Below are 11,861 nucleotides of genomic sequence, written 5' to 3' on the forward strand. Positions count from 1 at the left end.
GCAACGTGTTGATTGAGTAAGGAGATTCGTGGGGAAACCTCAGGAGCAGAGTGCACTTTCTTTGAGGCCAATGCCCTGGAAAGTCGACTCTGCCCCCTCTTCGTTTCGCAGCCCTGATGCTCACTTGCCGTCAGTGACATCAAGAAACGTGCCGGTGATGAAGGAAGCCTCGGCGCTTGCCAGCCACAGGATCGCCTGCGCAACCTCTTCAGGCTGACCGCCTCTTCCCATCGGGATCGAGTCCTTGACGCGATCAACGCGTCCCGGCTCTCCGCCGCTCGCATGCATGTCGGTATAGATGTGCCCAGGGCGAACGCAGTTGACGCGTATCCCATCCCGCGCGACTTCCTTCGCGAAGCCTGTAGTGAATGTTTCAACGGCACCCTTCGACGCAGCGTAGTCGACATATTCGTTTGGACTGCCAAGCCGGGCTGATGCCGATGAGATGTTGATCACGGCGCCGCCTAGCCCATTGTGGCGAGTCGACATCCGCTTCACCGCTTGCTGTGCACAGAGGATAGGGCCGATCGAGTTGACCGCGAAGATACGCTGCATTCGCTCGAATTCGAGATCCTCTAGTCGAGACTGCTGCGCAATGATCGCGGCGTTATTCACCAGCACATCGATCCGGCCGAACTTTCGATCGATCGCTGCGAATAGTTGAGCGACCTGCTCTGGATCTGCGCTGTCTGCACGCGCGGCTAAAGCCTGGTGCCCAACGGCTTCTACATCAGCCGCTACCGCAAGGGCAGCAGACTCGTTGGAGACGAAGCTGATCGCCACATCGTAACCTTGTGCGGCAGCCAGCCGCGCAGTCGCCGCGCCTACGCCACGACCTCCACCCGTTATCAGAATGAGCGGTGTCTGAGGGACGATATCCATTGAGCGAAACCTTTATACGGTGGTGGAATAACGGTTAGCAGCAAAACAGAGAGCAGAGTGCACTTTCTTAGAAACCGACGTCTAGCAAAGTCGACGCTGATCCTCGTTTCCGGCAACGGCCAAGCACGTGCGGAGCGGGGCCAAGCCGGCTATCGTGCTGATCTGATCGCGAACGATCTGATCACGAATCAATACCATGACGAAAAGCTACGAGCCGCCCCTGACCACGAACCCGCACGCCCCTCTCTACCGTGTCGATAAAGGGATCAGGGCAGCCCAGCAACGGCTGGATGCCGCTATCGATGCGAAGCGGCATCACACCAGCCAAAATCTGGCCTTTGAGGTGATCAAGGAGGCTCGCGAAGGACTCAAAAAGTCTGAGCAGTTACGTGCGCTCAAGATCAAGGAACTCGCGCAGAGGGCGGCGGAGGCCGACTAAGTCGGTCAGAGCCCGTTACATCGTCCGCGCGCGACGATTCATGCCGGCTGGTAGACGACTCCCATGACGCCAGAGCGGAAGGAGGTCGCTCCGATGAGTCGCAGATCAACCGGGCTGCGCAGTCCGGAGAACAGCGGTAGGCCCTGGCCCAATACCACCGGATGGATGGCCAGTCGATATTCGTCAACGAGGCCGGAGGCAACGAGGCTTTGAGCGAATTCAGCGCCGCCGTGCGCAAGGATGAAATGACCCGGCTGTTCCTTCAGTCGGAGAATTTCTTCCACGAGATCGCCGCGTGCCACTGTGGGTTCGGCCCAGGACTGCAGCACCGCTGCTGTCGGCGTGATGCCATGCTGGTGCGCATTGCGCGCTTTTGCTTCGACGAGCGACGGCGTCGTCAGATCTACCGGTGCGCCGTCCTTGAGCCCTTTCCTCGAAAAGATGACCTTGGGGATGTCGTTCATCGGCGGCGCGATCGGCATGTCCGAATAGGGCCAGAACGCCGCCATGACGTCATAGCTGCGCCTACCCATGATGTGCACGCCGGCTTCGCAAAGGGTTTGCAGAACCCACGCCGTGGAATCGTCGCCCCCCGATGTCCGAAATATCCAGTCAGCCTCGCCGTTCGGTCCGGCGACAAAGCCGTCCAGGGAGACGGACATCTTCAACACGAGCTTTCTTTTTGTTGTCGTTGAGCTAGCCATCCTTCCTCCTTGATCTTGCGATGGTGGGTAGAACGTAGGATGCCAATGTCGATTTGGCCTCTACGTAGAGCAGCGACGAACGACGGAGGCACATTTCGACACGGCCACTGATGTCGAATTCGTCCGCGTTACATCTTGGTAGGCGAGCCTGACACCGTTGATCTCGCTAACACCGTGAGCGACAGAACACCGGCTCGGCGCCGCGCTCGCCGCCTTCCAGCCACGCGATCTTGGCGCGCAGGTATTTCCTCATGGCGCGAATGCGCTCGGCCTTCAGGTCGACCGCTTCCAGCTGGTCGCGCATGATGGCGAGTTTCCGTCCGCGATCCATTGCGCCCGCCGCGTATTCGCGGTTGAACGTAACGATCTGTTTCAGGGTGAAGCCCAGTTGCTGCGCGGTGCGAATAACGGCCGCGCGGTCGAGGTCGGCGTCGCTGAACTGCTGATAGCGATTGCTGGCGCTATGCCCTACGTTCGGCGCGAACAGGCCGAGCTTTACATAAAGGCGTACCGCGTCGCGGGTCAGGTCGGCTTGGCGGCAGAACTCGGCGATCAGCATGCGGTGCCTCTTGACTTGGGTGTATAGACCCTAGTTTAGACTGTCGCCTACCGAATCCCAAGGACATGTGCCATGACAACGACTACCGCGAGCAGCGTGACAAAGAAGGTAGCCCTGATTACGGGCGCATCCTCGGGTATCGGCGAGGCGACGGCGCAGCGCCTGCTGGCCGATGGCTATCTGGTTTACGCCGCCGCGCGGCGGCTTGAACGCATGCAGACACTCGGCACGGCGGGTGCTCGTCTGCTGTCGCTGGATCTGACCGACGATGCTTCCATCGTCGCCGCGGTGGATACCATCCAGCGATCGGAAGGGCGCCTCGATGTGTTGGTCAACAACGCCGGCTACGGTGCCTACGGTGCGCTGGAGGATGTGCCGCTGGACGAGGGGCGTCGCCAGTTCGAGGTCAACGTGTTCGGGCTGGCCCGACTGATCCAGCTGAGTACGCCGATGATGCGCGCGCAGGGTAGCGGCTGCATCGTCAACATCACCTCGATCGGCGGCAAGATGCACGAGCCGATGGGCAGCTGGTATCACGCCACCAAGTTCGCCGTCGAAGGGCTGAGCGATTGCCTGCGGATGGAGCTGGCACCCTTCGGCATCCAGGTGGTGATCGTCGAGCCCGGTGCGATCCGTACCGAATGGACCGGCATCGCCAAGGAAAGTCTGCTGCAGCGCTCCGGCCATACCGCCTACGCCGAGCAGGCCACCGCACACGCGCGCTTGTTCGAATCCAGTGAGACGTCGAAAATGGTGTCAGCGCCGGACGTGGTCGCCCGCACCATTGCCCGCGCCCTGCGTGCGCGCCGTCCCCGCACCCGCTACGCCACCGGCGGCGGCGCCCGCATGATCCTGTTTCTGCGCCGGATACTCAGCGACCGCGCGTTTGATGCGTTGATGCGGATGGCGGAGAAGGGGATGGCGTAAACACGAAAGCGAAACACGGGAACGTCGCGGCGTCCGAGGCGTTGCCGCTGTACCAAAGACAAATCGTGTTCTTGCTGACTATTGGGGTTCTCCTTGTTCGGGGGCGGGGGGCTTCTTTGCAACGAGCGACGAGCACAAGGAACGACGCATCCATGTCGGCTCGCCTATCGGGTGGATGACAAGGTCGTGGCGGTCACCGTGAACGCTGTTGGCAAGTGGTGTGGTGAGGGTTTGGTTTACCTCATCGCGCAAGAGTGCGCCTGAACTTCTGTCGAGTGTCGCCGCCTTTTGTGGTGTGTCCGCTGCGTCCGATGTCCGCGTGAAGTGTCCGCGGACGGATGTTCTCTTTCGATGATCAACAAAAACGGCATGGGAGCGCGGTTTTCAGGGCGTGAGAGTGTTGGCACGGTGTTTGCCATATCCATCTCGAACGCTTCGTTTCCTCACTCGATGGAGAGCCACCATGAAATTCAAATACGAAACCCTGCTACTGGGTAGCCTGTTCGGCGCCTGCGTGCTGATGTGCGCGATGACCGTTGGCAGCATGCTGCTGGCGTAAGCGGTCGATCGCGCGAAGTAGCGGCGACACGCCGGTTTGGGGTGGCGTCGTCCGCCTCGTTTCGCAGGCAGCCGCCAACTCCCTGGTATGCCCGTGCTTCCCCCTCCATAAACCAAGGAAGTGATCCATGAACAATATTCTCTCGCCCCGTTCTGTATCGCGTCGTATCGCCCGTGTTCTGGCTTTGGTCGGTGTCATTGGTGCGTTCGCCGTGGCTGGTATCTCCACGGCCAGTGCGCAGGCCACTGCGGGCTCGGTGTTCGGCAGGGCACCAGTGGGCTATAGCATTGCTGCGCGCAGCAATGGGACTGGGGCTGGCCGAACGGTGAAGGTGGATTCCACCGGGCGTTACTCCGCACTCGAGCTGCAGCCGGGCATCTACACGGTCACGCTGAAGCAGAACGATCAGGATGTCGCCAAGCACCTCAATGTGCCGGTAACCGTGGGTCGCGGCGTCGAAGTGGATTTCAACTGCAGCGAGATCAAGTGCAACGAGGTTGCCAACACGAAGTGAGCTTTGGCGCACTGATGCGCGCCTAGTGAAGAAGGGAGGTCAGGTGGGGAGACTGCCGGGCCCTTTTCTTCATGCGATGGGCGCAACAGGCGTGTCTGCGGGCAGGAAAGCCAGCGCATCCTCGCAGCGGTGAACCTTTATTAGCTGGTCAGAGGTTGGCCAGTGAATACCGCCAATTGAGCGGCGAAAGCACGCTTGAAGGCGGGCCGCGCTTCGCCTCGGGCGACATAGGCGGCGACGTTCGGATACTCGTCCAGCAAGCCCGATGCTTTCAACCGGAGCAGCACGCCGACCATCATGAGGTCGCCCGCGCTGAACGCGCCGTCGAGCCAGTCGGCGTCGGCAAGGCGAGCGGAAAGTTGCTTCAACCGGTCGCGGATGCGATCCATGACGATGGGCAGGCGCTGTTCGGCCCAAGGCTTGTCACCTTCTGCGAACTTGGCGGTTTGGAGATCAAGGATCGGCGTCTCTACCGTGTTGACCGCAGCAAACATCCAGGCGATCGCGCGCGCCCGGGCATTCTCATCGTCCGGCAGCAGCCCCGCATGGCGCTCTGCAATATGCAACACGATGGCCCCTGACTCGAACAGGACGAGATCGCCTTCTTCGTAGGTAGGTATCTGTCCGAATGGATGAAGCGCTCGATGCGCGGGTTCCTTCATCGCACTGAACGACACAAGACGAACCGCGTAAGGTTGGCCCACTTCTTCCAGCGCCCAACGAACGCGCATGTCGCGCGCGAGTCCTCTGCCGCGATCGGGCGAACTTTCAAAGGCGGTGATGGTGGGGTTCATTGGAAGGCTCCAGGTGATGGACGGAAAAGACAGGGCTGCACAAAACAGTGGGCAGAGTGCACTTTTCGAATAGGCGACTCTTGCTACGGTGGCTGACAGTTGCCATCGTCAACCACGCTGGGCGGCCTCGATCGCGGCGATGTCTATCTTCGTCATCCCCATCATGGCGTCGAACGCGCGCTTGGCTACGGCGGGATCAGGGTCGGTGACCGCGGCTGTCAGAGCGCGTGGGGTGATCTGCCACGACAGACCCCACTTATCCTTGCACCAGCCGCAGGCGCTGGCCTCGCCGCCGTTGTCGATGATCGCGTTCCACAGGCGGTCGGTTTCGGCCTGATCGTCGGTGGCCACCTGGAACGAGAACGCCCAGCTATGTGGGAACCCGGGTCCGCCATTCAATCCCAGGCACGGGATACCCATCACGGTGAACTCGACCGTCAGCACATTGCCCTGCTTGCCGGCGGGATAGTCACCCGGCGCATGATGGACAGCGCCGACGGCGCTATCCGGGAACGTCTTGGCGTAGAACGTCGCGGCATCCAGCGCGGTGCCGGCATACCAAAGGCAAATCGTGTTCTTGCTGACCATGGGGGTTCTCCTGGTTCAGGGCGGCGAGGATGTTCTTCATTCTCTAACGACGAATGATGGGCGCGCAGATCGACACGCGCCCTTCCGAGCACTGATCGGAAGGGCGAAGCACGGACAAAAAGAATAAGGTGGCGGACAACCTTACCGGTCATGGCGGCACTCCTGACCGATTTCCTAGGTGATAGCGAAACAGGAGAGCGGCAGGCAGCACTTTTCACGCGCAGCCGCCCCGGTTTGGCTAGGCCGGCAAACTGACTACCGGCGTGAAACCGCCGAAGATCATCCGTTTGCCGTCGAAGGGACATGCGCTGGCGGCGGCCATGCGCGGATCTTTCATGAATTTCGCCATGCCGGCATCGCGGGTGGCTTTATCAGGCCATTCCACCCAGGAGAACACCACGGATTCGTTTTCCTCTGCCTGCACGGCGCGACGGAAATCGGTGAGCTTGCCTTCGGGTACGTTGTCGCCCCAGCACTCCAGCACCCGTGTGGCGCCGAACTCCAGAAAAATGACGTCAAAGGTATTGGCGTGCTTGATGAACTGCTCGCGGTTGGTGTTGGGTACGGCGATCACGAAACCATCGATGTAGGACATGGCTGTTGCCTCGATGGTGGCCGGAATGGTCACCTTCTTCCTTGCGACGAACGAGCGCATGCAGGATCGACATGGGGCTCCTTTGCTTGCCGTCTCAATGGTGTGCATGGTGTGGTCACCTCTGGCTTCGTAATCCATGAGGAATGACCGAATCATGCGCTCTGTTTCTTCAATCAGCATCCAACGTACTTATCAATCAAGAAGATTCGTGAGGAAACCTCAGCCTCCGTCCCCCTTGTCCATTTGGCAAAAATCAACAGGCGATTGCTTGTTCGAGCGTTGGCCTGAAAGAACTGACTCCGATGACTTGATTTCGGCCGCCATGCTTGGCTGCGTAGAGCGCCTGGTCGGCAGCAATTACCATCTCTCGCCAATTAGATTGGCCTCGTGCCGATACGCTATAACCGATGCTGACCTCGCAGGTTAATTTGTCACCAGACAGCAAGGTAATGGACCGGCCCTCGACAGCAAGACGTAAACGCTCCGCAATTTCTTTTACTGTCGGCTCGTCACCGGGGCTGATTAGCACCATGAACTCCTCACCGCCGACACGGGCAAGGAGGTCCTGGCTGCGTACATGGGCGGCTAAAGCTTCAGCGATGGCGACGAGGACCTGATCACCCACGTCATGGCCCCACGTGTCGTTTATCACTTTGAAATGGTCTACATCGATAATCAAAACGGCCATCGTCGTGTTTTGTCCGTCCACTCCAGCAGTCCAACGTTCACCGCGTTCCCAAATTACGCGACGATTGGCGACTCCCGTCAGGGGATCCTGATGAGCGTAGCGGATCAATTCGGCGTCAAGCTGACGGGTCAACATCCAAAGGAGACTTGGCGTAATGACCCATGTCAGGATCAGGCGCGATAACAGAGCGGAGGCAGTGGTCGGGTCTTCACTGACGTCGGCCTGTGGATGAAAAAGCCACCATGCCATTCGATTGAGCAGCATGAACGCCCATAGAAAATGGAAGGCGGCAGTTAGACGCGACCCCGAGCGTTGTGTGTCAGTAGCGTGGAACCACAAGGAAATGCCCGCCGCAATCGTAACAATCCCTCGGAGAGCACAACCCATCATCACCATGACACGGTAATTTTCACCGCCGGTCAGGACATAGTAGATTTCCGCGATGCCTATCGCGGCAGCCGGGAACAATATCCCCAGTTCCCGTTTTGGTCGGTCCAAATAAGCGTTCACAGCGAGCAAGGCCAGCGCCGTTCCGGCATCAATGAGCAGGTTGCCGAGAAGTGCAAGCTCGGCAAAATCAACATCGAGGGAAGGGAGGGCCAGCGTTCCAAACCCTATGGCGAAGGCGGCATAACTGATGCCCCATAGCAGCACCCCGTTGATGCGCTGCGCGCCTCGCCGTGTTGCATCGAGAGCCAGAAAAATGATCGCGGATAGAGCTGCCAATAAGGCGTTGATCGTTAACAGGGTGCTGACGTCGGTCAATCTTGTAATCGTTTCCACCATTGCCCCCAATGTAGTTGCCCTCGCTAACTCAATGCCTGTTACCAGCTATAAAACGTCACTTTTCCCCAAAACTTGAGTTTTCTTCCAAAGATGCCTTAGGCCCGGCGCAAGCCGTCCGGTGATTTGGACACAAGGTTGGTACTGCACCAGCGGTCTGAGCCATGGCGGCATCGATTCGCTCAGACCGGAGTGCGCGGTCCTAGAACGGACCGCATTGGGTCAAACAAAGGTGGCAGACACCTTCGAAACTCGACGCGTCCGGTGCCAGTAGGTGTCGGATGCGAGATAGGGCGCCCAGTCTTGGCCAGCGATGCGCCACGGATTAGCCATAACCAGTGTGCAGGATTGCCGTTGGTTCTTCTCTTCGACAAGGAAGCGTTCCATGAATCGTTTACGTACTCGTCGCTCCAGCTTGGCTGCGGCGATGTTCGCGCTTTCGTTCGCCTGCATGGTGCCATCCGCGAAAGCGCTGGATGCTCTCGCGACGAAAACACCGGATGTCCGGCTGCAGCAGACACTTGATGCGCTGGTGCAGCGTGCGCGTCCGGGAACGCTGGGTGTCGCCGTACTCGATTTGCAAAGCGGCGTCGAAGCCAGCGTGAATGCCGGCCAGGCCTTTCCGATGATGAGCGTGTTCAAGGCGCCGGTGGCCGCAGCGGTGCTTGCACGTGTCGATGCAGGCAAGCTCTCGCTGCAACAGCAGGTGATTGTGACTCGTGCGGACGTGGTAAGTGGCTCGGCCGTGCCATCCATAGGTGCGCATTTCCGCGGCGAGCGGATGACGTTCACGGTCGAACAGTTGTTGCAGGCCGCGGTCAGTGAAAGCGACAGCACGGCTGCGGATGCGCTGATGAAGGTGGTCGGTGGTCCGCCAGTGGTGACCGCGTTCCTGCATGCGCATGCCTGATTTCCTACCTTGATCGCACAACTTTGGCGAGCGCCAAAACGGAGGAGCGTCATGAAGCTGTGGGCCATTGCCGTGTGTCTGCTGGCTGTATGCGGTGGCGCGTATGCGAAAACGATGGTTTGGCAGCCCAACGCCGGGCATACGCAAATACCTCTATGGCCTGGCACGCCACCGGATGCCAAGCCCATGCCGGGGGCGGAGTACGCCTCGAACTCGAAATCGCTGGTCGCCGGCAAAACCGTGGTTGCCGTGAGCAACGTGTCGCAGCCCACGATGACGGTCTATGGCCCGACGGCGAAGAACACGGGGGCTGCGGTCGTCGTGATTCCGGGCGGCGGCTTCCAGATATTAGCGATGGATCTCGAAGGCACCGACGTCTGTGACTGGCTGACGTCCAAGGGCATCACATGTGTCCTGTTGAAGTATCGCGTTCCGAGTGTGCCTTATGTCTGGCAATGCAATTGCCGTCCGCACAATCGAGTGTTATCGGTGCCGTCGTTGCAGGACACTCAGCGAGCGATGAGGCTGGTGCGCCATCACGCTGCGGATTGGCACATCGATCCGCAAAAGGTTGGTGTGCTCGGGTTTTCAGCGGGTGGGTATCTGGTGGCGGAGATCAGCACGAACTTTGCACGGCACCTGTATTCACCCGTCGACGCTGCCGACAGGGAAAGTGCCCGCCCGGATTTCGCCATGCCTATCTATCCGGGGCATCTCGCGACCGACGATGACAAGTTGAATCCCAATGTTCCGGTCTCCCGCGAAACACCGCCGACGTTTCTGGTGCAGGCAGACGACGACGACGTGGACGGCGTGAACCAGTCGCTGGTTTACTACACCGCCTTGAAGAACGCCGGCGTGCAGGTGGAGATGCATCTGTATGCTCACGGCGGCCATGCGTTCGGGCTGAGGCCAACGTCGAATCCGATCACACGCTGGCCAGCCTTGGCGGAGCAGTGGATGAGCACCATCGGGGTGGTTCCCGCTACGGGCCGTTAAGAGAAAATGTCCGCTTCTGCTGCGGAGCAAATGGCTCAGCCTGAGCTGACCCGGGTATTGGGCCGGCGGATGGCGGTGATCTTGCCGCTGCGCCCGCCGCCGCAGAAGAACCGGTCGTCGCCATCGGACTCGAGTCCTGACACACCGACACCGGGTGGCATCTGCAGGCTTTCGAGCACTTCTCCGGTATCGGGGTCGATGTGTCGCACATCGCTTTCATCGCCTTCCCAAGTGCCGTGCCAGAGCTCGCCGTCGACCCAGGTGACGCCAGTGACAAAACGGTCGCACGCGATGGTGCGAAGAATCGCCCCTGTGTCGGGATCGACCTGATGAATCTTGCGGTCGCGATATTGTCCGACCCAGAGCATGCCCTCGGCCCATGCGAGTCCGGAGTCGCCACCAGCGCCCGGCGCCGGGATGGTGGCGAGCACGCGGCCGGTCGTCGGATCGATCTTCTGGATACGGTTCTCGGCGATCTGGAACAGGTGCTGGCCATCGAAAGCCGTACCTGCATGCGCGGCGACATCGATGCTGCGCGATGCTTCGCCGCTGGCCGGATCGAACGCGGCCAACGTGTCGCCGGCGGCAAACCAGACGTGTTCACCGTCGTAGGTGACGCCACCTACGTTGTCGACACCCGCAAAGGGACCGTACTCGCGGATGATTTCGGCGTTTGATCGTTTCATGCATCCATCCTAATCGCCAGGGAAGGGCGCTGGGAGTAACAAGCTTGTCGGGAATCCCGGCACGGGCGGGGTCATCCAACGGCGTGCCCGACCGCGACCGAACGAGTCCACCTTATGGGTAGTCGCCAGCACATCGAGTGCCCGCTGCACACTGCGCTGGCTGGTGCCGAGTGCCAGTGCCAGCGCTGAGCTCGACCACGATTCACCGTCGGCGAGCAGAGCAAGCACCGCGGTATGTGCGTCGTCGACGGGACGGGCCAGCACGACGACTTCGCTTGCATGGTACGGCGTCAGCGTGAAGCCGTGCTTCGTCGCACTGATGTCGGCCATCGTCAGAAGCAGCGTGCGCAGGCGCCCGACTTCGACCCGCAACCGCGCGCGGTGCGACTCATCGGCGTGCCTGGTGCGGAAGGCTCGTGCGATCAGCATGGCTCTCGGTACATCGTTGGGCCACGCTTCGGCCAGGGTCCGTGCAAGCGTGAACAACACCGGTCGCCGCTCCAGCGAAATTACCGAACGCGCATCGCGCACCACGTAACGGCATGCGTCTACGACGAGCGCTGGGGATGCCAGCAGTGTCTCGACCTCATCGAGCTGTAGGAGTCGTTCATTGCCGTCGGCGATCAAGCGCGCGGCGGGCAGCGCCAGCACGAGGACGGCGCTTTGGACTTCCGCCATCAGCGCCGGGATGCGAGCTTGGCGTGCCGCCTGTTCGGCTCGAATGAGCGCAGCGCGCGCCGTTGTCGCGCGCAGGCGACGTATCGCGATGCCGGCGACGACCAGTTCGCAGGAGGCCCGCGATGCGGGCGGCAACGCGGCAGGGTCGAGTTCAGCGAGCGTGCGTTCGGCGTCGTCGAGGCGTCCGATCAACAGCAGGCGACGGGCCTGGAGATAGCGCGCATACGCGGCGTTCGCGCGATCGCCGTGTGTTTCCAGCGTGGCCCGCGCAGCATCCAGCGCCTTCGTGGGCACGCCGAGGTCACGCGAGACGAGCGCAATCTCGGCTTCGGCGACGGCACAGCGTGCGCGGGCCATCGCTTCGTGCGGACCGAAGGCGCGCGCGGCGCGGCGAAGCAACGCCTTCGCCCGCACGAAATCGCCGAGTTGTGCCATCGCGATGCCGCGCAGTGCGAGCGCAGGTGCATCGTCGCGCAGTGCGACACGCTTCAACGCGCCAAGCGGATCGCCCGCCGCTAGCGCGCGCGCCGCTGCCGTAATCAGCGAATCCATCCGA

Annotated in this window: 14 protein-coding genes; 5 read left to right on the top strand and 9 right to left on the bottom strand. The window is 60.8% G+C overall.

Annotation, left to right across the window (positions count from 1 at the left end):
- Positions 1–120: 120 nt before the first annotated feature.
- Positions 121–882, bottom strand: coding sequence for an SDR family oxidoreductase (locus HDE80_RS06215; RefSeq protein WP_184668953.1), 762 nt, complete (start codon positions 880–882; stop codon positions 121–123).
- Between the two features lie 196 nt (positions 883–1,078).
- Between HDE80_RS06215 and HDE80_RS06220 the strand changes: the two genes are divergently transcribed.
- On the top strand, positions 1,079–1,321 hold the full coding sequence (locus tag HDE80_RS06220) for a hypothetical protein (protein ID WP_184668955.1): 243 nt from the start codon (positions 1,079–1,081) through the stop codon (positions 1,319–1,321).
- Positions 1,322–1,359: 38 nt separating this feature from the next.
- On the opposite strand, the gene HDE80_RS06225 is transcribed toward HDE80_RS06220, so the two are convergent.
- Positions 1,360–2,025, bottom strand: coding sequence for a dihydrofolate reductase family protein (locus tag HDE80_RS06225; protein WP_255483617.1), 666 nt, complete (start codon positions 2,023–2,025; stop codon positions 1,360–1,362).
- Positions 2,026–2,191: 166 nt separating this feature from the next.
- Positions 2,192–2,584 (bottom strand): MerR family transcriptional regulator, encoded by a 393-nt coding sequence (locus HDE80_RS06230; RefSeq protein ID WP_184668959.1) that lies wholly within the window; start codon positions 2,582–2,584, stop codon positions 2,192–2,194.
- 72 nt (positions 2,585–2,656) lie between these two features.
- On the opposite strand from HDE80_RS06230, the gene HDE80_RS06235 reads away from it, so the two are divergent.
- Together HDE80_RS06235 and HDE80_RS06240 are read left to right on the top strand one after the other, a co-directional pair.
- On the top strand, positions 2,657–3,511 hold the full coding sequence (locus tag HDE80_RS06235) for an oxidoreductase (protein WP_184668961.1): 855 nt from the start codon (positions 2,657–2,659) through the stop codon (positions 3,509–3,511).
- Between the two features lie 686 nt (positions 3,512–4,197).
- Positions 4,198–4,584, top strand: coding sequence for a carboxypeptidase-like regulatory domain-containing protein (locus tag HDE80_RS06240; protein WP_184668963.1), 387 nt, complete (start codon positions 4,198–4,200; stop codon positions 4,582–4,584).
- 140 nt (positions 4,585–4,724) lie between these two features.
- On the opposite strand, the gene HDE80_RS06245 is transcribed toward HDE80_RS06240, so the two are convergent.
- The 4 genes from HDE80_RS06245 to HDE80_RS06260 all read right to left on the bottom strand — a co-directional run bounded on the left by HDE80_RS06245 (position 4,725) and on the right by HDE80_RS06260 (position 8,032).
- Positions 4,725–5,378 (bottom strand): glutathione S-transferase family protein, encoded by a 654-nt coding sequence (locus HDE80_RS06245; protein WP_184668965.1) that lies wholly within the window; start codon positions 5,376–5,378, stop codon positions 4,725–4,727.
- A gap of 108 nt (positions 5,379–5,486) precedes the next feature.
- A complete protein-coding gene (locus HDE80_RS06250) occupies positions 5,487–5,966 on the bottom strand; it encodes a VOC family protein (protein WP_184668967.1) in 480 nt (159 codons plus the stop codon).
- A gap of 238 nt (positions 5,967–6,204) precedes the next feature.
- On the bottom strand, positions 6,205–6,561 hold the full coding sequence (locus tag HDE80_RS06255) for a DUF1428 domain-containing protein (protein WP_184669890.1): 357 nt from the start codon (positions 6,559–6,561) through the stop codon (positions 6,205–6,207).
- Positions 6,562–6,814: 253 nt separating this feature from the next.
- On the bottom strand, positions 6,815–8,032 hold the full coding sequence (locus tag HDE80_RS06260) for a GGDEF domain-containing protein (RefSeq protein ID WP_345776418.1): 1,218 nt from the start codon (positions 8,030–8,032) through the stop codon (positions 6,815–6,817).
- 385 nt (positions 8,033–8,417) lie between these two features.
- Between HDE80_RS06260 and HDE80_RS06265 the strand changes: the two genes are divergently transcribed.
- Together HDE80_RS06265 and HDE80_RS06270 are read left to right on the top strand one after the other, a co-directional pair.
- Positions 8,418–8,942 carry a serine hydrolase gene (locus HDE80_RS06265; protein ID WP_184668971.1) on the top strand — a complete coding sequence of 175 codons (525 nt, stop codon included), beginning with the start codon at positions 8,418–8,420 and terminating at the stop codon, positions 8,940–8,942.
- A gap of 51 nt (positions 8,943–8,993) precedes the next feature.
- Entirely contained in the window at positions 8,994–9,941 is a 948-nt protein-coding gene (locus HDE80_RS06270) for an alpha/beta hydrolase (protein WP_184668973.1), read from the top strand.
- Positions 9,942–9,976: 35 nt separating this feature from the next.
- Here HDE80_RS06270 and HDE80_RS06275 read toward each other — a convergent pair whose 3' ends face one another.
- Positions 9,977–10,627: a PQQ-binding-like beta-propeller repeat protein gene (locus HDE80_RS06275; protein WP_184668976.1), complete on the bottom strand. Its 651-nt coding sequence runs from the start codon at positions 10,625–10,627 to the stop codon at positions 9,977–9,979.
- Positions 10,628–10,636: 9 nt separating this feature from the next.
- Positions 10,637–11,857, bottom strand: a complete 1,221-nt coding sequence (locus tag HDE80_RS06280) for a helix-turn-helix domain-containing protein (RefSeq protein ID WP_184668978.1) — start codon at positions 11,855–11,857, stop codon at positions 10,637–10,639.
- Between the last annotated feature and the right edge of the window lie 4 nt (positions 11,858–11,861).

The sequence above is a fragment of the Rhodanobacter sp. A1T4 genome (genome assembly GCF_014207185.1).
GTDB lineage: Bacteria > Pseudomonadota > Gammaproteobacteria > Xanthomonadales > Rhodanobacteraceae > Rhodanobacter.